The sequence below is a fragment of the Paenarthrobacter sp. TAF1 genome, from assembly GCF_052113825.1.
Taxonomy (GTDB): domain Bacteria; phylum Actinomycetota; class Actinomycetes; order Actinomycetales; family Micrococcaceae; genus Arthrobacter; species Arthrobacter nicotinovorans.
Map to the genome: position 1 here is coordinate 102,581 of NZ_JBFRDO010000002.1, position 20,335 is coordinate 122,915.

Annotated in this window: 22 protein-coding genes; 9 read left to right on the forward strand and 13 right to left on the reverse strand. The window is 63.7% G+C overall.

Annotated features, from left to right (window positions below; translation table 11 throughout):
* Positions 1-4: 4 nt before the first annotated feature.
* From AB4Y81_RS02495 to asd, 4 genes are all read left to right on the forward strand, one after another.
* On the forward strand, positions 5-766 hold the full coding sequence (locus AB4Y81_RS02495) for a thymidylate synthase (RefSeq protein ID WP_051088475.1): 762 nt from the start codon (positions 5-7) through the stop codon (positions 764-766).
* Positions 763-1,380, forward strand: a complete 618-nt coding sequence (locus AB4Y81_RS02500; protein WP_064721581.1) for a dihydrofolate reductase — start codon at positions 763-765, stop codon at positions 1,378-1,380. Before AB4Y81_RS02495 ends, AB4Y81_RS02500 begins: the two co-directional genes overlap by 4 nt.
* Positions 1,381-1,382: 2 nt before the next feature.
* A complete protein-coding gene (locus AB4Y81_RS02505) occupies positions 1,383-1,616 on the forward strand; it encodes an NF038396 family protein (protein ID WP_018776726.1) in 234 nt (77 codons plus the stop codon).
* A 95-nt stretch (positions 1,617-1,711) separates the two neighbouring features.
* Complete coding sequence (asd, locus tag AB4Y81_RS02510; protein WP_055971632.1) at positions 1,712-2,854, forward strand: aspartate-semialdehyde dehydrogenase; 1,143 nt, start codon at positions 1,712-1,714, stop codon at positions 2,852-2,854.
* A 19-nt stretch (positions 2,855-2,873) separates the two neighbouring features.
* Here asd and AB4Y81_RS02515 read toward each other — a convergent pair whose 3' ends face one another.
* Complete coding sequence (locus AB4Y81_RS02515; protein WP_235503006.1) at positions 2,874-3,563, reverse strand: DUF559 domain-containing protein; 690 nt, start codon at positions 3,561-3,563, stop codon at positions 2,874-2,876.
* 504 nt (positions 3,564-4,067) lie between these two features.
* Positions 4,068-5,189: a winged helix DNA-binding domain-containing protein gene (locus tag AB4Y81_RS02520; RefSeq protein ID WP_441995064.1), complete on the reverse strand. Its 1,122-nt coding sequence runs from the start codon at positions 5,187-5,189 to the stop codon at positions 4,068-4,070.
* Between the two features lie 85 nt (positions 5,190-5,274).
* Here AB4Y81_RS02520 and AB4Y81_RS02525 point away from each other — a divergent pair, with 85 nt between their 5' ends.
* Positions 5,275-5,754, forward strand: a complete 480-nt coding sequence (locus AB4Y81_RS02525) for a hypothetical protein (protein ID WP_018776729.1) — start codon at positions 5,275-5,277, stop codon at positions 5,752-5,754.
* 87 nt (positions 5,755-5,841) lie between these two features.
* Here AB4Y81_RS02525 and AB4Y81_RS02530 read toward each other — a convergent pair whose 3' ends face one another.
* The 7 genes from AB4Y81_RS02530 to AB4Y81_RS02560 all read right to left on the reverse strand — a co-directional run bounded on the left by AB4Y81_RS02530 (position 5,842) and on the right by AB4Y81_RS02560 (position 11,336).
* Positions 5,842-6,909, reverse strand: coding sequence for a UDP-N-acetylmuramate dehydrogenase (locus AB4Y81_RS02530; RefSeq protein WP_416428411.1), 1,068 nt, complete (start codon positions 6,907-6,909; stop codon positions 5,842-5,844).
* A 9-nt stretch (positions 6,910-6,918) separates the two neighbouring features.
* Positions 6,919-8,208: an MFS transporter gene (locus AB4Y81_RS02535; RefSeq protein WP_441995416.1), complete on the reverse strand. Its 1,290-nt coding sequence runs from the start codon at positions 8,206-8,208 to the stop codon at positions 6,919-6,921.
* A gap of 53 nt (positions 8,209-8,261) precedes the next feature.
* The gene (locus AB4Y81_RS02540) at positions 8,262-8,699 is read right to left on the reverse strand and encodes a MaoC family dehydratase (RefSeq protein WP_018776732.1); all 438 of its coding nucleotides are present in this window, start codon (positions 8,697-8,699) and stop codon (positions 8,262-8,264) included.
* A 2-nt stretch (positions 8,700-8,701) separates the two neighbouring features.
* Positions 8,702-9,151, reverse strand: coding sequence for a MaoC family dehydratase N-terminal domain-containing protein (locus AB4Y81_RS02545; RefSeq protein ID WP_018776733.1), 450 nt, complete (start codon positions 9,149-9,151; stop codon positions 8,702-8,704).
* A 54-nt stretch (positions 9,152-9,205) separates the two neighbouring features.
* Complete coding sequence (locus tag AB4Y81_RS02550; protein WP_018776734.1) at positions 9,206-9,430, reverse strand: DUF3188 domain-containing protein; 225 nt, start codon at positions 9,428-9,430, stop codon at positions 9,206-9,208.
* A gap of 105 nt (positions 9,431-9,535) precedes the next feature.
* Positions 9,536-10,453, reverse strand: a complete 918-nt coding sequence (locus tag AB4Y81_RS02555; RefSeq protein ID WP_055971621.1) for a DUF2797 domain-containing protein — start codon at positions 10,451-10,453, stop codon at positions 9,536-9,538.
* A 19-nt stretch (positions 10,454-10,472) separates the two neighbouring features.
* On the reverse strand, positions 10,473-11,336 hold the full coding sequence (locus AB4Y81_RS02560) for an HpcH/HpaI aldolase/citrate lyase family protein (RefSeq protein WP_018776736.1): 864 nt from the start codon (positions 11,334-11,336) through the stop codon (positions 10,473-10,475).
* A 391-nt stretch (positions 11,337-11,727) separates the two neighbouring features.
* Here AB4Y81_RS02560 and AB4Y81_RS02565 point away from each other — a divergent pair, with 391 nt between their 5' ends.
* Genes AB4Y81_RS02565 through AB4Y81_RS02580 form a run of 4 tightly spaced genes read left to right on the forward strand, consistent with a single transcriptional unit; the run spans position 11,728 to position 15,560 of the window.
* Complete coding sequence (locus tag AB4Y81_RS02565; RefSeq protein WP_441995068.1) at positions 11,728-12,756, forward strand: ABC transporter substrate-binding protein; 1,029 nt, start codon at positions 11,728-11,730, stop codon at positions 12,754-12,756.
* A gap of 2 nt (positions 12,757-12,758) precedes the next feature.
* Entirely contained in the window at positions 12,759-13,646 is an 888-nt protein-coding gene (locus AB4Y81_RS02570; RefSeq protein ID WP_055971619.1) for an ABC transporter ATP-binding protein, read from the forward strand.
* Positions 13,646-14,566 carry an ABC transporter permease gene (locus AB4Y81_RS02575; RefSeq protein WP_441995070.1) on the forward strand — a complete coding sequence of 307 codons (921 nt, stop codon included), beginning with the start codon at positions 13,646-13,648 and terminating at the stop codon, positions 14,564-14,566. Before AB4Y81_RS02570 ends, AB4Y81_RS02575 begins: the two co-directional genes overlap by 1 nt.
* 55 nt (positions 14,567-14,621) lie before the next feature.
* Positions 14,622-15,560 (forward strand): TauD/TfdA family dioxygenase, encoded by a 939-nt coding sequence (locus tag AB4Y81_RS02580; protein ID WP_018776740.1) that lies wholly within the window; start codon positions 14,622-14,624, stop codon positions 15,558-15,560.
* A gap of 108 nt (positions 15,561-15,668) precedes the next feature.
* Here AB4Y81_RS02580 and AB4Y81_RS02585 read toward each other — a convergent pair whose 3' ends face one another.
* The 4 genes from AB4Y81_RS02585 to AB4Y81_RS02600 all read right to left on the reverse strand — a co-directional run bounded on the left by AB4Y81_RS02585 (position 15,669) and on the right by AB4Y81_RS02600 (position 20,324).
* The gene (locus AB4Y81_RS02585; RefSeq protein ID WP_441995073.1) at positions 15,669-16,628 is read right to left on the reverse strand and encodes an aldo/keto reductase; all 960 of its coding nucleotides are present in this window, start codon (positions 16,626-16,628) and stop codon (positions 15,669-15,671) included.
* Between the two features lie 10 nt (positions 16,629-16,638).
* Complete coding sequence (locus AB4Y81_RS02590; RefSeq protein WP_055971610.1) at positions 16,639-18,393, reverse strand: glycoside hydrolase family 13 protein; 1,755 nt, start codon at positions 18,391-18,393, stop codon at positions 16,639-16,641.
* Positions 18,394-18,471: 78 nt separating this feature from the next.
* Complete coding sequence (locus AB4Y81_RS02595) at positions 18,472-19,380, reverse strand: carbohydrate ABC transporter permease (protein ID WP_441995075.1); 909 nt, start codon at positions 19,378-19,380, stop codon at positions 18,472-18,474.
* Positions 19,380-20,324 carry a carbohydrate ABC transporter permease gene (locus AB4Y81_RS02600; protein WP_079580789.1) on the reverse strand — a complete coding sequence of 315 codons (945 nt, stop codon included), beginning with the start codon at positions 20,322-20,324 and terminating at the stop codon, positions 19,380-19,382. Before AB4Y81_RS02600 ends, AB4Y81_RS02595 begins: the two co-directional genes overlap by 1 nt.
* Positions 20,325-20,335 lie beyond the last annotated feature (11 nt).

Sequence of the window (20,335 nt, forward strand, 5' to 3'; positions counted from 1 at the left end):
CGTCATGGCCAACGGCACACACAAATCGGACCGCACCGGCACCGGAACGCGCAGCGTTTTCGGCCGCCAACTGAGGTTCGATCTCGCCGGGAGCTTCCCGCTCATCACCACCAAGCGGGTCCATTTCAAGTCCGTGGCCGTGGAACTGCTGTGGTTCCTGCGCGGGGATTCGAATGTGAAGTGGATGCAGGACCAGGGAGTGACCATCTGGGACGAGTGGGCGGACGCGGACGGCGAACTCGGCCCCGTCTACGGCGTGCAGTGGCGCAGCTGGCCCACGCCCGACGGCGGCCACATCGACCAGATCTCCGAAGTGATGAAGAGCCTCGCCGCGAACCCGGACTCCCGGCGCCACATCGTCTCCGCATGGAATGTTTCCGAACTCAAGGACATGGCGCTGCCGCCGTGCCACGCGTTCTTCCAGTTTTACGTTGCCGACGGCAAGCTCTCCTGCCAGTTGTACCAGCGCTCGGCCGACACTTTCCTGGGTGTCCCCTTCAACATCGCCTCCTACGCGCTCCTGACGCTCATGGTGGCCCAGCAGCTTGGCCTCGAACCCGGCGAATTCGTGTGGACCGGGGGCGACGTCCACGTCTACGACAACCATGTGGAGCAGGTCGCGGAGCAGCTGAGCCGTGAACCGTACGAGTACCCGCAGCTGAGGATCCTCCGCAAGCCGGACTCCATCTTCGACTACACCGTTGACGACTTCGAGGTGGTCGGCTACCGCCACCACCCCACCATCAAGGCACCGATCGCGGTATGAGCGCTCCTTCCTCCGAGGATCCGGCCCAGCTTCCCGGCGTCATCTTCACGCAGGAAACCGCTGCCAGAATGACCGGCATCGGCATGATTTGGGCGCAGACCAAGTCTGGCGTCATCGGCAAGGACGGGACCATGCCGTGGCAGCTGCCTGAAGACATGAAGCACTTCAGCCGGATCACCACCGGGCACCCCGTCATCATGGGCAGGCGGACCTGGGAATCATTCCCGGAAAAGTACCGTCCCCTCCCGGGCCGCACCAACATCGTGGTGACCCGCAACGAAAAGTGGGCATCCACGCCCGAGGCCCAGGGCGCCGTCGTGGTTTCCTCCCTGGACGAGGCACTGCTGGAATCCCAGTTTGCACCCGGAGGCCAGAAGGTGTGGATTGTCGGCGGTGGCGACATCTACCGCCAGTCCATGGGTATCGCCAACCTGGCGGTCATCACCATCATCGACACCGATGTGGAGGGCGACACCTACGCGCCCGAACTCGGCGATGACTGGACCTTTGACACCATGGCGCCCGCCGAAGGGTGGCTCACCGCCAAGAACGGCACCAACTACCGGTTCACTACATGGCGCCGGAACGAAAGCCAGAAAAGCCAGGAAGACTAAGCATGCTGAAAAAACCCGAAACCCTGTTCGTACTGGGCTACATGCTGCTGCCGCTCTTCGCCCTGCTCTCAGCCATTGTTGGCCTGACCATGATCCTGGGCGGCAACAAGATCGTTGGAATCATCGTCCTGGTGGTCGTGACGCAGGTGTTCACCTTCGGTGCCTTCTTTGCCCTGCGCAAGCGCAAGGCCGCCCTGCTGCAGGAGTCGGACGCACTGCCGGCTCCCCGCGACTGAGTCAGCAGCATCACTGTGGCGGGTGCCGGCGTCGTGCTTCGCGTGCGTGACGTAACCAACAGCGGCACTTTGCTTCGAAAGTTTAGACTTGGTGAATGACTACAGCAGCTAATCCGTCCGTTGGACTGGTCGGTTGGCGTGGCATGGTCGGCTCAGTCCTGATGCAGCGCATGCAGGAAGAGAACGACTTCGCCAACATCAACCCGGTATTTTTCTCCACCTCGAACGCAGGAGGTGCCGCCCCGTCCTTTGCAGAGGGGGCAGGCAAGCTCGAGGACGCGTTCGATATTGAGACGCTTGCCAAGCTGCCGATTATTGTCACCGCGCAGGGCGGCGACTACACCAAGCAGGTCCATGGTGAACTCCGTAGCCGCGGCTGGGACGGCCTCTGGATCGATGCTGCCTCCACCCTGCGCATGAACGATGACTCGATCATCGTGCTGGACCCCATCAACCGCGACGTCATCGACGCCGGACTCTCCGGTGGCGTGAAGGACTTCATCGGCGGAAACTGTACGGTCTCCTGCATGCTCATGGGCCTCGGCGGCCTGTTCAAGAACAACCTCGTGGAGTGGGGCACGTCCATGACGTACCAGGCCGCTTCCGGCGGTGGCGCGCGCCATATGCGCGAACTCCTCAACCAGTTCGGCACGCTCAACAACGAGGTCAGCAGCGAACTGGACGACCCGGCATCGGCCATCCTGGAGATCGACCGCAAGGTGCTTGCCACCCAGCGCACCGGGGTTGACGCCACGCAGTTCGGCGTGCCGCTCGCAGGCTCGCTGATTCCCTGGATCGACGCCGACCTCGGCAACGGCCAGTCCAAGGAAGAGTGGAAGGCCGGCGTCGAGACCAACAAGATCCTCGGAACCGGAACCGGAACCGCGGGCAAGGACCACATCGCCATGGACGGCCTGTGCATCCGCATCGGAGCCATGCGTTCCCACTCCCAGGCCCTCACGCTGAAACTGCGCGAAGACCTGTCTGTGACGGAGATCGAAAACCTCCTGGCCAAGGACAACGAGTGGGCCAAGGTTGTTCCGAACACCAAGGAAGCCTCCATGGCAGACCTGACCCCGGTTGCGGCATCAGGCACGCTGGACATCCCCGTGGGCCGTATCCGCAAGCTCGAAATGGGTCCGGAATACATCAGCGCCTTCACCGTGGGCGATCAGCTCCTGTGGGGCGCAGCCGAGCCCCTGCGCCGCATGCTCAACATTGTGACGGGCAAGCTCTAACCCAGGCATTGCCACGTCCCTAGCCCGCTGTTCCGTTGTTGCCCTGCAACGGAACAGCGGGTTTTCGACGTTCTGGCCTCGACAAGGCAGTCTTCACTTGCCGTTCCACTTCCCACGGCCTGCCGAGATCCTGCCACTCGATTCGGATAACGTCCCAGCCCAATGCATTGAGTGCTTTCTCACGTCTCCGTTCCTGAAAGACCACCTCGTCAGTGGGCGCATAGTCGAAGTACTTGGTACGGCCGTCGAACTCGAGAATAACTTTGCTGTCCGGCCATCCGAAGTCTCCGCGGTAGCGACCGATGGGAGTATCGACTTCGAGCTGAAGCACGGCTTCCGGGATTCCCAGCCTCTCCAAAAGAGCACGCGTCCGGGTCTCGCCCACAGATTCGGAACGGCCATCCATTGCRTCCAGCACCCGCCGCAAGCGTCGAGCGCCTCTCGTGATCCGGCCCCCGTCCACATAAGCCTGAATCAACACCGGATCCGCCCCTCTGCGAAGGGCTTGGTCTGCGACCACCAGTGCCCGTTCGAATTCCAGGGTCCGGGCACAATCGACGACAGTGCGCTCCAGGCTCGTCACTCTGGCGGGTCGCCCCCAAGGAGTCAGGATCTCAACAATCTCGGCAGCTTCCAGCGCTGCACCATGTGCCCGTACATCCTCCCCGGAACTTGTCTGGGCCGGCGAGAACGGCGTGGTGACGTGCACCAGGGGCCCACCATCCCACGGTGCGCATCCATGCAGGCGCGCGGCACTGGCATGGCTGTAAAGAATGGCCGAGCGCGAACTAAGCTGGTGTGCTTGGATTCTCAGCAGGTCCTGCTCCCAGGGAGGTCGGCGACGCCAGTCTGAGCTTCGGGCGTATGCGCCCCGTCTTACCCGAATAAGCTTGCCGGAGCGCACACCCGCTGTCAGCACGCGGGCGCCCAAGCCTTTTCCTGCGAGGTCCGACGTAACAGCAATGGTGCTGTCAGGCCAATTGGCGGCTATTAGTGCATCCAGTTTTCGCGATTGCATGCATTCATCGTGAGTTGGTCCAGGATGTCAGGACATCCCATTTCCGCCGTATGTGGACAAGTGCCGCATCAAATCATGCCCGCGCGGAGACGGCCCTTGGCGCGCAGCCCCTAATAACGTCGCGGACCCGCAACAACGTCGTTGGGCTGCAACGAAACAGCGGGCCGACAACGACTTTGAGGCGTAGCGAGCAGGTCAGCCGGCCATGAACTTCAGGTAGGCCCGGCCCTGTGCCTGGAACGACCGTTCCGCCGCCGGCCCCAACGTCCCCGAGAACGGCTCAGGCTCGACTCCGATGGTCTTGCCACTCGCCGTCCTCGCCCAAGTCCCGATCACTTCACCCCCGGAGACGATGATCCGCTTGAACACGCCATTCTTTCCCGGGACCACCAACTCCGCGAATTCAGGGGCAAGGACCAGGCTCCGGTCCTGGTAGCCGAGCAGGTATTCGTCGAACCCGGGAAGAGCCAGCAACGAGCGCGAGCCGGGGACGCCGTCGTCGAGCATTGCAGCTGACTCCGGCGAGAGCCAGTAGCTGGTGCCGCCGGACTCCAGCTCAACCAGGCCGTCCCGGACTGTATCGAGGGCAGCCCGCGCCTCCTTCAAGGGGATCTGGCTCCACCACGAGAAATCCTTGATGGTGGCCGGCCCGCGACTCCTCAGATAGCGGAAGAGCAACTCAGCGATGCCTTCCTCCCTGTCCAGCTCCCGTGACTGGTGGATCCATTCATCGAAAGGCACAAACAGCTGCTGCACGCCCACCTTGCCGTTGGACACCGCCATGGGCCCCTGAACCAGCCATGCACGCTGGCAGAGGCTGCCGAGCAGGTGGATGCCGCGTTGGGCTTTGGTGAGCTGGCCGGCCTCCTCGAACGCGAGGAAAAGCTGCTCGCGGCTTGCGCCCGGCGCGCCTTCGGTTTTGAGCGTGTCGAAAGTTGTGAAGGCGATGTCCCGGCAGTGGGCTATGTCGTCGGGCGTGATGGCAAGTTCCCGGTGGCGCCCGGCCACCATGTTCATCAACCGGCCACTGGTGATGCCCAGGATCCAACGGAGGTCCTCTGGTGCCAGCAGATGCAACGTGCCGCGCATCGGCCACGAACGCACCACCGTCCCGGCGTCGAGGGCCGCACGGACGTCGGATGCCGCAATACCGGGAACCCGCTGCCCCACCGCCCACAGCGCAGCGCCAAGGTCCTGTGCCTGCATGGCGGTCATCCAACGGACGGCAGCGGGGACGGTCGGAAGGCCGTTACCCAACAGGCCTTGGGCGGCGAGCCGCAAGCGGCCCAGGACGCGCGGGGTGAGGGGTGCAGGCATGCTTCATCCTAAAAGGACCGGCAAGTACAGGGAACCTTGCCGAGCCTCCCAGCCGTCACCCAGCAGCGGCTCCTAGGATGAATTCATGCTTTTTGGTGATCTCGCTCCGTTTGTGCGGCCATTGAGCCGGTGGCTGGCAACCGCCGGCTGGTTCTGCACGCTCGTGGGACTTGGCTCCGGGCTGATCGTGGCGGTGGGAACGGGAGTAAGCCTCTCCCCCTCCATGCAAGCCATCCAGACCGTCAGCTTGGTGGCAACCGCTGCGGCGGCGCTGCTGATCGGAACGGCAGCGGCCAGCCAGCCCCTTGCGGATCGCCACGACGACGCCCCGGAACCCTGGTACTACCCCGCCGCCGCAGCGCAGGTCCGCAGTTTCCTCCTCGGAGCTATCGTGCTGCTGCTCGGCTTGGTGGGATTCGCCACGGCCGGCGTGTTCATGCCCAGCGGCCCGTCGCCGCAAAGCATCGCGTTCAGCCAGATCTTCCTGTTGGGATCGGTCAGTTGCGGACTCACGTTCCTGCTGCTCAACAAGGTGCTGCCAATCGCCGAACGCCGCACACGTTAGCCCACACGCGCCGAGGGGCGGGACCTCAACCCTAAGCCACGCCCTAAACACCCGAAAGCTTGCCCCTCGCGGGAACACGCGAGGGGATTAGAGGCTGGCGCCGATCAGCAGCGGCTCCGGGTGCAGTTCAATGCCGAAGCGTTCGACGACGCCAGCCCTCACCTCGCGCGCGATGGCGAGCATATCCTCCGTGGAGGCCGAGCCTCGGTTGGTGATGGCCAGGGTGTGCTTGGTGGACAGGGAAGCCCTCCCCCCGGAAACGCTGGTCTCCTCCAGCCCGAAGCCCTTGCCGAATCCGGCCTGGTCGATCAGCCACGCAGCGGAGAGCTTCACCAGGCCGTCTGAACCGGCCGGATACTTGGGGGCATTCTCCGGCAGCCCTGCCGCCTGGTCGGCGGGGACAATGGGGTTGGTGAAGAAGGAACCCGTGGAGTAGGTGTCGCGATCGGACGCGTCCAGGACCATGCCCTTGGATCCCCGGAGCCGCAGGACTTCCCGGCGGACGTCGTTCGAGTAGGCACGCTTGCCTGCCTCTACGCCCAGCGCCCGGGCCAATTCCGCGTAGCGGACCGGGGCGCTCATCCGGCCCAACGGCAGCTGGAACTCCACGGTCAGGACCACGTAGCGCGGGGATCCCTCAACAGTGGTTTGCTTCAGGATTGAGTCACGGTAGCCGAACTTCAGCTCGGAATTGGTGAAAGTCTGGACAGCGTTGCGCTCCCGGTCCCACGTCCGGACCGCGGCAATGGTTTGTGACACGTCCGCGCCGTACGCGCCAACGTTCTGCACCGGGGTGGCGCCCGTGGCACCCGGGATGCCGGACAACGCCTCCAAGCCTGACCACGCGTGCAGCACGGAATATTCCACCAGCGCATCCCAGTTGTGGCCCGCCTGGACCACCACGGAGACACCGCCGCAGCTGTCCTCGGAGTTCACGGTAAAGCCCTCGGAAGCGATTTTTACCACGGTGCCGGCGAAACCGTCGTCGGAGATCAGCAGATTGGACCCGCCGCCAATAATCAGGAGTTTCTCCCCCGCGGCGTCTGCCGAGCGGACGGCGTCGATGATTTCGGCTTCGGTGCGGGCTTCAACATAGTTCCCTGCGGGGCCGCCGACGGCAGCTGTGGTCAAGTCTGAAAGAAGCATCTGGGTCACCAATCAAGCCTAACGGGCATCGGCCGGCTCCACCGACGAGGCCTTTTGCTTGCCCGCCAGGGGTGCCAGGAAGAAACTGACCACCAACAGCGCCAGAGGGGCCAGCAGCGAATGGAGGATGCCGAAGTGCTCTGCCAGCAATCCAAGGAGCGGAGGACCGCACAGGAACGCCCCGTAGCCGATGGTTGACACTACGGAGACACGGGCGGCGGCATGAACGGGATCATCGGCGGCAGCAGACATACCGACGGGGAAGCCCAACGAAGCGCCCAGTCCCCACACCGCCAGCGCAACGAACGCAAGCCACGGAACCGGCGAAAACACGAAAAGCGCAAGACCCACGACGGCGGTGGCCGAGCACCAGCGCATCACCAGCACCCGCCCGAACCAGTCGAGAATGACCGTCCCCGTGAAGCGGCCGATGGTCATGAACGTCACGAACACCCCGTAACCTACGGCGCCCGCTGCGTCGCTTTGGCCGTGCCCGTCTGCCAGTGCCAGAGCCACCCAGTCACCCGCCGCACCCTCAGCCAAAGCCAGGCCAAGGACAAGGACTCCGATCAGCAGCGTCCGGCGGTCACGCCATGCGAGGGCCACAAGCCGTTTGTTGTCCAGCGGTGCGGTTGCCTTGCCGCCCTCTTGGCCGGCCGGCGTTGGAGTAATAACAGGCAGCGGGCCCGTGGAGGGGTCCCGGAAGGTATCGGTCTCGTGGGGGCTGAATTTAGAGGTGGCTTGGGCGGTCTTTTCCGATCGGAACCAGAAGCCGGCAGTCACCACCGAGGCCGTCACCACGAAGCCGGAAATCAGGAAGTGCCAGAACACCGGCATGTGCACGGCAGCTGCCCAGGCCCCGAAGCCCGCCGCAGCCACGGTTCCCAGGCTGAACGCGCCGTGCAGGTGCGGCATGATGTGCCGTTCAAGTTCGCGTTCAAGCGCCGCACCCTCGACATTGGACGCAGTATTCCAACTTGCCGTACCCAGGCCGAGGACCACCAGTCCTGCGGCAACCACCAACGGATTGGCGGCAAGCGAGGTCCCGATGCCGACCACAACCAGCCCCGCCCCCACCATGCAGCTGCCGATTCTCGTGGTGAGCTTGGGACCGAGCCGAAGCACGATGAGGCCCGAGGCTGAAATCGAGATGAAGGACGCCACCGTCATGCACATCAGCAGCAGCCCGATGCCGCCCGGAGTCAGGTCCAGGCCGTCCCGGATGGCCGGCAGCCGGGACACCCAGGTAGCGAAGGCCACCCCGCTGGCAGCATAGGACGCCAGAACAGCGGCGCGCCACCGCAACATCGCAGTCGCAGTGGCGCTCGGTTTGCTGCCGTGTGGGGTGGTGTTCTGTTGGTTCAAGAGACCTTCACAACCGCCTGCGACTTCATGAGGACTTTCTGTCCGGCCGCTACCACGGTGAGGTCGATGCGGGCGGTGCGGGCATCGGCGTCGAGCGCTCCCACCACGCCGGTGACGTCAATGACAGCGCCGGCCTCATCCGTGCCGGTTGTGTCGGCGACCAGGACGGGCTTGGTGAAGCGCGTCTGGTAATCGACGACGGCGGCAGGGTCGCCTGCCCAGTCGCTCACCAACTGGACTGCGGCGCCCATGGTGAACATGCCGTGGGCGATGACGCCAGGGAGTTCCACGGAGGTAGCGAACGCTTCGTTCCAGTGGATGGGGTTGAAGTCCCCCGACGCCCCTGCGTACTTCACCAGGTCCTGGCGGGTGACGGGAATGCTCCGCGTGCCGATCTCCTGGCCAACGCTGAGTTCTTCGAATGTGTGGCTCATGGTTACTGTCCCTCTCCGCGGACCAAAATGGACGAGGTGGTGGTGGCGACCTTCTCGCCGGCTTCCGTGGAGATTTCGGAGCGTGTGGTGATCATCGCTCCCCCACCCATGGCCCGGACGCCGTCGACATGCAGCTCGGCTACCAGACGGTCGCCGGCAACGATCGCGCGGTGGTGCGTGAACCGCTGGTCGGCGTGGACCACCCGGGAGAAGTCGATGCCCGATTCGGGATCCTCAACCAGTTGGGCATCGGCACGTTGGGCGACAATAATGGCGAACGTTGGCGGTGCCACGAGGTCGCTGTGGCCCAGGGCCTTTGCTGCCTCAACATCGAAGTGCGCCGGATTGGTGGCCTTCACGGCCTTGGCGAACTCGCGGATTTTTTCACGGCCGACGTCGTAAACCTCTGCGGCAGGGTAGCTGCGGCCCTGCAGGTCCGGATTGATACTCATGGTCCAACCCTATCGGGCGGCGGCTTCCCGGGCAGCGTGAAAACCGCGGGCACGCTACTTCTTGTAGCTCTTGCGGATCTTCTGGCCCCGGACCACCATTCCGGTGACGTGCAGGATCAAGCCGACACCGATCACGGGCAAAGAGGCCATGGCCAGCGCCTGGTTCCCTGTGGTGTTCCCAACAATGGACAGGATGAGTCCCACAGCGATCAGCCCCATGGCGCTGAAAACCAGCGCTTTGTAGGAGGTGGAGGCGGTGGCCCAGAATTGTTCTAGCACCGTCCAAGTCTAGCGGGGTGGGTGCGAGGGGTTGGCTTTCAAGGGAAAGAAGTGGAAAGAGGCCCTTTTTAGGGTCGGGATGTCGCCCCTCGCCGCAACGGGAGGTCAGAAGAGCGAGTCCTGCAAGGCCGGGATCTCGGTAGTGTGCGGACCGAATTCGATCTTGCGGCCCTTCAAGGCGCCCAGGTCGGCAACGAAGCTGCCCTCGACCTCGTTGCCTGCAGCGTCCGGCAGGCCCGCCAAGGCGATCGCCCCGGACAGTGAGTGGATCCGCAGACCGTGCCCGCCGTCGTCGAACGTTGCCGGGTAGCGGTGACGCACGCCGCCGGGACGGACAGTGCAGAGGGTGTCGGCCAGGGCGGGCCTGTCCCACTCTTCCTCCACAACGGCAAAACCGGTCATGGCCAGCCCGCCCAGCAAGCTGCGCACGCGCCCGGCGTGCTGCCGGTTCACGGCTGAAAGCTCGACGGCGTCGCGCGGCTCCACGAGTCCGGCCACCTTGGCAGCGGAACGGACCTGCTGCACGAGGCCGAGCTCGCGGGTCACAAGGTCCTCCAGGACCCGGACAACACGGCCATCTTCAGCATGGGCTACGTAGGAAGCGTGAACCGCTCCCTGCTCCGCGAGCCTGTTCCATTTGCGCGGCGCCGACGCGGTACCGATTTTGGTAGCCCCGTTCGCGAAGGTAGCCACGTAGAGCCAATGCGGTTGCATCAGGTACGCGCGGAGGCCCGTGGGAACGGAGCCGCCCCGGTGGAAGTCGTGCATCAGCCGGGAATCATCGCGGGCGAAGCAGGTCCCGCATTGCTTGCCCCGTTCAGCAGGAGAGCCACTGGGGCAGGGAACGTGCGTGCGCTCACCCGGGCCGTGGACTTTGCTGTGGCCCAGGCACCACAAACCGGGGGAAACGCGCAGGCCCAAGGCTGAGCCCCGGGCCAACGCAACATCAGTGAACTCCGACTCCGGCGACCAAAGCCTCAACGCCGCAGAGGACGAGTCCCAAACGACTCCGTGGACGAGCATATTTACCTGACCGGCATGCCTACAGCGAAGGCTGGACTCCGAAGGCGACGGCGAGCTTCATGATCTTCTCGGCGCGGCCCAGGCGCGGGAGGTCGGAGCCGTCACGGATCACGCGGCCGTTGGCTTCGAAGTCGTTCATGAAGTCGGTGGCCCAGGCGACGTCGGACGGCGTGGGGCTGATGACCTCGTTGATCACAGTGGTCTGATCAATGGCCAGGCAAAGCTTGCCGGTCATGCCCATGGTCACGGTGATGCCGGTCTGCTCGCGCAGGATGGGGTGGTTGGTGCCGACGGTGGGGCCATCGATCGGTCCCGGCAGGTTGCCGACGCGGCTGGCGACGACGAGCTTGGCCCGCGGGTACGCCATGGCTTCCGGGGTGGCCGCCATGCCGGTGTCGCGGCGGAAGTCGCCCGAACCGAACGCGAGCCGGAATGCTCCCTGCGCACGGGCAATGTTGTTGGCTTCCTCGATGCCGAGGGCGGACTCAACCAGCGGAATAACGGGAGTCTTGCCGTCCATGCGGTGGTAGGACTCGGTGACCTGGTCGGCGGACTCGGTCTTGGCCAGCATCACGCCGAGCAAGCCGGGAGTTCCGCGCAGTCCTGCGAGGTCGTCGGCCCAGAACTTGCTGGTGGCATCGTTGATGCGGACCCAGGCCTGGCCACCTGCGGTCAGCCAGTTCACCACGTTCTCGCGTGCAGCGTCCTTCTGGGACGGGTCCACGGCGTCTTCGATGTCAAGAATGATGGCGTCAGCGCGCGAACCCGCGGATTCGTCGAAAAGCTCCGTTTTCATCGCGTTCACAAGAAGCCATGAGCGGGCGATGTCGGCGGGAATGTTGCGGGTGGGCCGAATGGATTCGGCGGCGATGCTAGACGTCATGTATCTACCGTATCTGCCCTGCCGCCCGCTAGGCGAAGAATTCGGCCTCCTTGTGAGGATCAATACGAACTAAACCCCATATGACTGTGGAGTCCCGCAGTATGAACGTCCGACGGCGGTCCGCGCCAGTCATTTCAGGCGCACCTGTCGCTGTTGTTCACGGGACTCAATACGGCGTCTTTGAGTCCTCCGATTGCCGGACGTGGCTCAGGATTTCGCCCCGTTTCGGGCTGTTTCGCAGCGTTTCCGGGCGTTACCGCGCCACTTCCCACACGCCGTCGCCATGGGCTTTCATCGTTCCCAAGCCGTTGCGCAAGGTCCCCGGCCATTGCGTTAGCCGGCTCACCCGACACCCAACCCAACCCACCCCAACCCATCGAAAGTAGCTCCCATGAAACTGCATCTGCCCCTCCTGAGCGTCGCGGCCGCCGTCGYACTAGCGCTGACGGTGAGCGGCTGCGGCGGTGCAGCCGAAGCCGGACAAGGCGGCCAGCCTGGCAACGAAGTCAAAGAACTTCGGTACCAGGGCTCGGCCAACAACGTGACTTTCCCCGAACTGGCGGCAGACCTCGGATACCTGGGCGACCTGAAACTCGACTGGGTGGGTAACACCACCAGCGGTCCCCAGGACATCCAGTCCGCTGCGACGAACCAGACAGACTTCGGCGGCGCTTTCTCCGGCGCGGTAGTCAAGCTGATCGAGGCCGGAGCCCCCGTCAAGGCTGTGGTCAACTACTACGGTTCGGATGAGAAAACCTTCAGCGGCTACTACGTCAAGGCGGACAGCTCCATCAAGGAACCCCGTGACCTGATCGGAAAAAAGATCGCGGTCAACACCCTTGGCGCCCACCATGAAGCCGTCATCAACAGCTACCTGACCAAGAACGGCCTGAGCCAGGACGAGATCAAGCAGGTCCAGCTGGTTCCTTTGGCCCCCAACGACACGGAAGAAGCAATCCGCCGCGGACAGGTGGACGCGGGCACCCTGGGCGGTGTCCTCCAGGACCGGGCCATTGAGGCCGGCGGCCTGCGGTCCCTGTTCAGCGATGTTGGACTTTTCGGCAACTTCGCCGGCGGCCAGATCGTCCTCCGCAGCGACTTCATTGAAAAGAACCCGAACACCACACGCACCTTCACCACGGGCGTTGCCAAGGCCATCAAGTGGGCTGCGGAAACACCGCGTGATGAAGTCATTGCCCGGTTCACCAAGATCATCGAAAGCCGCGGACGCAACGAAAGCACGGCAAACCTGAAGTTCTGGAAGAGCCCCGGCGTGCCGGATGCAGGCGTGATCCAGGACCAGGACTTCACGCGGTGGGAGGCGTGGCTGAACTCGGCCGGAATCGTCAAGGACAAGCTGACGCCGTCCAAGTACTACACCAACGACTTCAACGATCTCGCCGCTGCGAAGAAGGGATGACCATGACCGCGAAGATCAGCCTCAGGAACGTCAGCAAACAATTTACGGTCCGGGCCTCGAAGTCCACTCCCGCGACGACGCTCACAGCCATCGATTCCCTCAGCCTGGATGTCCGCGACGGCGAATTCCTCACCTTGGTGGGGCCCAGCGGTTCGGGCAAGACCACACTTCTGGACCTGCTTGCCGGGCTTTCCACGCCCACCTCGGGAGAGGTATTGGTGGACGGCAAGGCAGTAACCGGACCGGGCAAGGACCGGGCCGTGGTGTTCCAGCAGTACGCCTTGTTCCCTTGGCGCACGGCCTCGGCCAACGTGTCGATCGGGCTTGAAGGAGCCGGCCCGGATGGCAGGAAACTGAACCGCCGTGAGCGCGCCGCGAAAGCCAGCGAGTACCTGGCGCTGGTGGGCCTGGCGGGCTTCGAGGACCGCTACCCGCACGAGCTGTCCGGCGGTATGAAGCAGCGTGTAGCCATCGCCCGGAGCCTGGCCTACGAGCCGGATGTGCTGCTGATGGATGAGCCGTTCGCAGCCCTGGACGCGCAGACCCGCGAGCAACTCCAGGACGAGCTCCTCAGGATCTGGAAGGCCACGGGCAAGACGATCGTGTTCATCACCCACGGCATCGACGAAGCCGTGTACCTCGGCGAGCGCGTTGCCGTGCTCAGCGCCCGCCCGGGACGCCTCAAGGAAATCGTGGACATCAATATCCCGGACCGGGAGGGCGACGAGGACATCCGTTCCCACCCCGCCTTCGTGGAGCACCGCCATCAGGTATGGACCCTGCTGCATGACGAAGTCCGCCGGGCACAGGACGCGGGCCACCGCAAGATCCTGCCCGACGGCAGCGCCCCTGACGAACCCGCCACCATCCCCGAAAGGAGCGCAGCCTGATGACCACCACGCTTACGCAAAAAGAAGCGGCACCCCAGGCCGGCGTCGTGACCGGTGCGAGGACCGCCGTCGCACCTTCCCGCACGCAGGACCCCCACACGGATCGTTCGACGCCGGCAGCCGGCCGGGTCCGGCGGGTCACCGCGGCGCTCGGCTCGGGCTTGTGGAAGTCCGCAGCGATCGTGGCGTTCCTGGCGCTGTGGGAGCTGGGGCCGACGTACCTGGCGAGTCCATCGACGCGGGTGTTCCTGCCTCCGCTGCATGAGGTCCTGCTGGCGTGGGGAAAGCTGTTCGAATCCGGGACCATCCAGGGCCATATCGCGGCCAGCCTGACCCGCTCGGTAGCCGGCTTCGGCGCGGCCCTGGTGGCGGGCGTTTCGCTGGGCCTCCTCATCGCTTGGTACGGACGACTGAACTCGGTGCTGAACCCGTTGCTGGAGCTGTTCAGGAACACGGCAGCGCTGGCCTTGCTGCCGGTGTTCACGCTGCTGCTGGGCATTGGCGAGGAATCCAAGATCAGCATCGTGGCGTACGCTGCGTTCTTCCCGGTCCTCCTGAACACGATCGCCGGTGTGAAGACCGTGGACCCGCTGCTGATCAGGGCCGCGCGTTCACTGGGACTCAACAGCTTCCGGCTGTTCCAGAAGGTCATCCTGCCCTCTGCCGTTCCCACGATCTTCACGGGCATCCGCATGGCCGGCACTGCATCCATCCTGGTGTTGATTGCTGCTGAAATGGTGGGCGCCAAGGCTGGTTTGGGCTACCTGATCGTGAACGCGCAGAGCAGCTTCCTGATCCCGGACATGTACGCGGGCATCCTCACGGTGTCCTTGCTGGGACTCGGCGTGAACTTCCTGCTGGTCGGACTTGAACGGCACTTCTCCCGTTGGCGGACCGCCGTGGGCGCCGCAGCTTCCTAGAAACCACCCCCGCGGCATCCGCCGCAACCATCACAACAAGTAAGGAAACAGAACCATGACCGTCATTACCGAAACCAAGCTCGAATTCGCCAAACTCGGTTCACGCATCGGCGCCGAAATCCGCGGGCTGGACATCAGCGGAGACCTCAGCGAGGACACTGTTGCGCAGATCCGGGCAGCGCTCAACGAACACAAGGCGCTGGTGTTCCGGGAGGCGAACATCCTCAGCGATGAGGCACAGGTGAAGTTCGCTTCGCACTTCGGTCCGCTCACCAAGGCGCACCCGACAGTGGCATCGGTGGAGGGCGAAGAGAACGTCCTTCCCGTGGACAGCGAGAACGGCTCGGCCAACAACTGGCACACGGACGTCACTTTCGTGGTCAACCCGCCGCAGGCTTCCACGTTGCGCAGCATCGACCTGCCCGCCTATGGCGGCGAGACCCTGATCGCGTCCTCGGCCGGCGCGTACCGGGACCTCCCCGATGAGCTGCGCACCTTTGCCGATTCCCTGTGGGCCATCCACACCAACGATTACGACTACTCGGTGCCCAAGAACCTGGAACACCAGAACGCCGAGGAACGCCGCAAGGAATTCACCCGGCTGAAGTTCGAGACGGCCCACCCTGTAGTGCGGGTCCACCCTTTGACCGGCGAGCGCGGATTGTTCATTGGGGGCTTCGCGCAACGGCTCAGGATCGTGGGCTTGTCCAACACCGAATCGAAGGACATCATCCGTCTGCTGCAGGCGTATGTGACACGTCCGGAGAACGTGGTCCGGGTGAATTGGGAGCCGAACCAGGTGGTCCTGTTCGATAACCGCATCACACAGCACTACGCACCGGACAACTACGACGGCCAGCCGCGCAAGCTCAACCGGGTGACCATTGCCGGTGACATCCCGCTCAGCATCGAAGGCAAGCCGAGCCAGGCGCTCCAGGGCGACTCAAGCACGTACTCGGTGGTCGCTCCAGTGACTGCGCCTGCCGTTTCGTAGGGGCCTGTATGTGTTGCTGTTTTAACCCGGCTGAGTCGCCGTCGGGATCGTTCCAAACGCCGGGAACGATCCCGGCTGCGACTCAGTCCGGGTTAAGGTCAGTCGGGGTTAGGGGAGGTTGCTTCCGCGCGCCGTTGTCCACAGGCCATACCACTGGGCCCGGGTCATGTCCTTGGCCACTGCGGCCGCGTCGGCGCACGCTCTGATCCGGGCGGGATTGGTCGTTCCAACCACCGGCGAGATGCGGGCCGGGTGTTTCATCAGCCAGGCAAGCAGCACCGATTCAGGGGTTGTGCCGTGCACGCCGGCCAGTTCTTCGAGCATCGTCGCTGTTGCCGACTCAGCCAGGGACAGATCACCGGACTTCGCACCCGTATAACGCCCTTGGGCCAAGGAACCGTAGGCCTGCAGCTCGATCCCGTGGGACATGCAGTACTCCAAGGTCCCATGCGGGAAGCTGTAGCCCGCATCCCCGGGATGATTGACCAGCACGGTGCTCTCCAGCCAGTCGCTGCGAAGCAGGCTCATTTCAAGCTGGTTGGCCACGATGGGGGTCTCCAGCGCGTCCTGCAGGAAAGCGATCTGAGCGCCGGACATGTTGGACACACCCAATTGCCGCACCTTGCCTTCGGCCATTAACTGACCGACGGCGTCAGCTACCTCGCGCGCGTCCATCAAAGGATCCGGCCGGTGCAGGAGCAGGACGTCCACGTAGTCCGTTTGAAGGCGTTTCAGGCTTTCGTTGACCCGTTCGAGAATCGCTTCACGGCTCAGGTCGTAGTGGGTTTGCAGGCCCCGCTCCCCCAGCCTGATTCCACACTTGGTTTGGAGCGTGATCTTTCCGCGCAGACCCTGCGAACGGGCGAGGACTTCGCCGAACACGGCCTCGGACTTTCCGTTGCGGTAAATGTCCGCGTGGTCGAAAAGGCTTATCCCGATGCCCTGTGCAGCGTCCATCACAGCGGCGGCCTGGTCAATCTCGGCAGCACCGTAGGACGTGCCGTCCCAAGGACCGCCGAGCCCCATGCAGCCATAGATGAGGCGTCCCCGCCCGTTCGCATTGGTCAATGTGGCTCCTTTAGGCCTTGGCAACGATCCAGGCCGTGGTGTCGGACGGCAGCTTTCCGTTGTCCAACGGACCGCTTGCGACGACAAGCTCACCTTCCGGCAGGTCAACGGGCTCCCCGCCGAAGTTCGTGACCGTGTGCCATCCGCCGGGCCGGCTGAAGTGCAGCACCTCGGCGTTGCCGGTCTCTACCCACTCGAGTTCTTCATCCGTTTGCAGTTCACTGCGCAGACGTAGTGCCCGCCGGTACAGTTCCAGGGTGGAACCCTCGACGCCTTCCTGCTTTGCTACGGCGTAGTCCGCGAACCATTCGGGCTGGGGCAGGTGCGCCTGGCCGGTACCGAAGCCGAAGGAGGAGCCCTCCGCAGTCCACGGCAACGGGACACGGCAACCATCGCGGCCGATCTCCACGCCCGGGTTCCTGAAGAACGACGGGTCCTGGCGTTCGGAGTCGGGGATTTCCGTTACTTCGCGAAGACCCAGTTCCTCCCCCTGGTACAGGTAAGCGGAGCCCGGAAGCGCAAGCAGCAGGAGCGTCGCGGCGCGGGCGCGACGCAAGCCGAGTTCGACGTCGAGTTCCTCGGCCGGAGCGCCGGCAAGCAGCCAGCCTTTACCGTCCTGGCCCTTGGGCTCTCCACCCGTGATGTCCTGTGCCGCGTTGGTTCCCTGCGCCACGGAACCGCCCTTGGGCAGGCCATAGCGTGTGGCGTGCCGGACGACGTCGTGGTTGGAGAAGACCCACGTGGATGAAGCTCCGGACTCCTTGGCGGCCACCAGGTTGTCCGTGATGATCTTCTTGAACGACGCGGCATCAAAGTCGGACTGCAGCAGGTCGAAGTTGAATGCCTGACCGAGACCTTCCGGGCTGGCGTAACGGGCACGGCGGGACTCGTGGACCCAGGCCTCGGCCACAGCGGTGCGCGGCGGGTTGTACTCGTTGAAAAGCTTGCGCCACTCGGCGTACACCTCGTGGACTTCGTCGCGGTCCCAGAACGGGTGGGAACCGTCAATGAAGCCGTCGGTGCCGTGGGCCTTTGCCTCAAGGTCCGCCTTCATGGGCAGCGGCTCGGAAAGGTCTTTGGCCATGCCGTGGGCTACGTCGATGCGGAAACCATCCACGCCGCGGTCCGACCAGAAGCGCAGGGTCTTCAGGAAGTCCTCCCGGATCTCCGGGTTCTCCCAGTTGAAGTCCGGCTGCTCCTTGGCGAAGATGTGCAGGTACCACTGCCCCGGGGTGCCATCGGGTTCGGTGATCCGTTCCCAGATGGGTCCGCCAAACACCGAGTCCCAGTCCGACGGCGGCAACTCGCCGTTCTCGCCCTTGCCGTCACGGAAGATGTAGCGTTCGCGAGCCGCTGAGCCCTTGGGCGATGCCAGGGCTTCCTTGAACCATTCGTGACGGTCGGAGGAGTGGTTGGGAACGATGTCCACCACGATCTTGATGCCGGCCGCGTGCAGGGCAGCTGCCATCTCGTCGAAGTCCTCGAGCGTCCCGAGCTTCGGGTCCACGTTGCGGTAGTCGTCGACGTCGTATCCGCCGTCGGCGAGCGCTGACGGATAGAACGGGCTCAGCCAGACGGCGTCGATCCCCAGTTCCTTCAGGTAGGGAACCTTGGCCGTGATGCCCTTGATGTCGCCCAGACCGTCTCCGTTCGCGTCATAAAAGCTACGCGGGTAGATCTGGTAGACAGCCGCCTGGCGCCACCAGTTGGGATCGGACATGCGGTCTGCGTCGGTTCGGTGTGCCTGAGTGGCGGAGGTGCTCACGAAACTCCTTTGATTTAGAATCTAAATTTAGCTCCGGGACCAGTATGAAACGCCGGTCGCGGAAGGTCAATATTTGGTCTAGCCCTTGACGGCGCCCTGGGTGACACCGGCCATGACCCACCTCTGCGTGAAAAGGTAGGCAATGATTGCCGGTGCCATCGCCATCAGGTACGAGGCAAAAGACACGTGGTAGTTGTTGCTGAATTGGGTCTGGAACAGGTTTTGCCGGACCGGAAGCGTCTGCAGCGCCGGATCCGAAATGATCAGCGACGGCATCATGAAGTCATTCCACGCATAGAGGAAGGCAAAGATCCCTACTGTGGCGCTCATGGGTGCCAGGAGCGGGAAGATCAGCTTCCAAAAGGTCTGCCACGTGGTGGCTCCGTCAATCCTGGCGCTCTCTTCAAGTTCCATGGGGATTGAACGCAGAAATGCCGTGAAGAGCAGCACGCTGAAGCTCAGCTGGAACATGGTCGCCAAGAGGATGACGCCGAAAGGGTTGTCCAGTCCGAGGCGGCCCGTGAGTTGGATCTGCGGGAGGGCAACTACCGGGAACGGAATGAACATGGCACCCAGCAGGTAGAAGAACGAGTACCTGAAGAACCGGCGTTCCCAGTTGCGCACGATTGCATATGAGGCAAAGGCGGCCAGGACGATGGTGGCCGCGACGGTCCCCGCCGTGACCAGCAACGACATCGCAGCGCCCACCGGGAAATTCGTCAAGGTCCAGGCCTGGACGAAGCCGTCAATGCTGAACGGCGCGGGAAGGGAAAATGCGTTGCCGTCCACTGCCTGGCCCTGGGTCTTGAAGGCCATGGAGATCGTCACATACAGGGGCAGCAGGACAGTCACCGCACACAGCACAAGGATGGTGGTTGCCGGCCAGTTGACGCGCTCCGGGGACGGAACAGCTTTCTTCCTCCGGTCGGTCCGGGTACCGGTCCCGCGTTGGGTGTCATCAATGGTGAGGGTGGCTTGAGTGGTCATCAGAGTGCGTTCCGTCCGCGAGTCAGCGAAAGCTGAAGGAGAGAGATCAGGATGGCGACCACGAAGAAGATCGTGGCGTTGGCCATTTGGTAGGCGTAGTCCCCGCCATTGAAGCCCGCAATCACTGTCATGGCGATGCTTCTGGTGGAGGTTCCCGGGCCACCGTTCGTCAGCCCCACAATGATGTCGAAGGCATTCAGGAAGCCCTTGAAACCGAGGATGACGTTGATTACCACATAGCCGGCAACGAGTGGAAGCGTGATCCTTGTCAGCTGCTGGAACTTTCCGGCACCATCGATCTCGGCGGCCTCGTAGACATCCCCCGGCACGGCCACCAGCCCCGCGATGTAGATCAGCAATGCTCCCGGAACGGCCTGCCAGGCAGTCACCAGCACCACCGCGATCCATGCGAGGTCCGGGTTGGCCAGCAGGCTGTTTTCCAACCACGGGATTCCTGCCGCAGCGCCGGCCGCGGGCAGGGAATTCGAGAACAGGAAGTTGAAGACGTAAGCGATGATGATGCCGGAGACCACCATCGGAATAACGAAGACCGTCCGCAGTGCTGTCTTCATCCGGATGCGCGCGGTCAGTCCCACAGCCAGCAGGAAGGCAACCAGGTTGACGGCGATTACCGTGACGATCGAAAAACCGAACGTGAACAGGTAGCTCTGCAGGATGGCAGGATCACTGAAGATCGCGATGTAGTTGGTGAGGCCGACGAAGTCCCAGTCCCCGATTCCGATGGAGTCGGTGAAGCTGAAGAAGATGCCGATAATGCCGGGAACCGTGATGGCCAGGGTGAACAGGACCAGGCTCGGCACCAGGAAGAAGTAGAAGATGGGTTCCACCCGGCGCTTGCTCCGCAGTGCGGGGCCGGCCTTTTGCCGGCGGGCTTGCCCTTGGCCGGACGTGGTGGACGTGGATGACGTGGTCATGCTGGACATGTGTCTGACTC

Bases quoted from the DNA above. Each gene is read 5' to 3' on its own strand.
- AB4Y81_RS02595 (WP_441995075.1), bottom strand. From the start codon at position 19,380: ATGACCACTCAAGCCACCCTCACCATTGATGACACCCAACGCGGGACC.
- asd (WP_055971632.1), top strand. From the start codon at position 1,712: ATGACTACAGCAGCTAATCCGTCCGTTGGACTGGTCGGTTGGCGTGGC.
- AB4Y81_RS02540 (WP_018776732.1), bottom strand. From the start codon at position 8,699: ATGAGCCACACATTCGAAGAACTCAGCGTTGGCCAGGAGATCGGCACG.
- AB4Y81_RS02505 (WP_018776726.1), top strand. From the start codon at position 1,383: ATGCTGAAAAAACCCGAAACCCTGTTCGTACTGGGCTACATGCTGCTG.
- AB4Y81_RS02500 (WP_064721581.1), top strand. From the start codon at position 763: ATGAGCGCTCCTTCCTCCGAGGATCCGGCCCAGCTTCCCGGCGTCATC.
- AB4Y81_RS02535 (WP_441995416.1), bottom strand. From the start codon at position 8,208: ATGTTGCGGTGGCGCGCCGCTGTTCTGGCGTCCTATGCTGCCAGCGGG.
- AB4Y81_RS02580 (WP_018776740.1), top strand. From the start codon at position 14,622: ATGACCGTCATTACCGAAACCAAGCTCGAATTCGCCAAACTCGGTTCA.
- AB4Y81_RS02600 (WP_079580789.1), bottom strand. From the start codon at position 20,324: ATGTCCAGCATGACCACGTCATCCACGTCCACCACGTCCGGCCAAGGG.
- AB4Y81_RS02545 (WP_018776733.1), bottom strand. From the start codon at position 9,151: ATGAGTATCAATCCGGACCTGCAGGGCCGCAGCTACCCTGCCGCAGAG.
- AB4Y81_RS02555 (WP_055971621.1), bottom strand. From the start codon at position 10,453: ATGCTCGTCCACGGAGTCGTTTGGGACTCGTCCTCTGCGGCGTTGAGG.
- AB4Y81_RS02570 (WP_055971619.1), top strand. From the start codon at position 12,759: ATGACCGCGAAGATCAGCCTCAGGAACGTCAGCAAACAATTTACGGTC.
- AB4Y81_RS02520 (WP_441995064.1), bottom strand. From the start codon at position 5,189: ATGCCTGCACCCCTCACCCCGCGCGTCCTGGGCCGCTTGCGGCTCGCC.
- AB4Y81_RS02575 (WP_441995070.1), top strand. From the start codon at position 13,646: ATGACCACCACGCTTACGCAAAAAGAAGCGGCACCCCAGGCCGGCGTC.
- AB4Y81_RS02560 (WP_018776736.1), bottom strand. From the start codon at position 11,336: ATGACGTCTAGCATCGCCGCCGAATCCATTCGGCCCACCCGCAACATT.
- AB4Y81_RS02495 (WP_051088475.1), top strand. From the start codon at position 5: ATGGCCAACGGCACACACAAATCGGACCGCACCGGCACCGGAACGCGC.
- AB4Y81_RS02525 (WP_018776729.1), top strand. From the start codon at position 5,275: ATGCTTTTTGGTGATCTCGCTCCGTTTGTGCGGCCATTGAGCCGGTGG.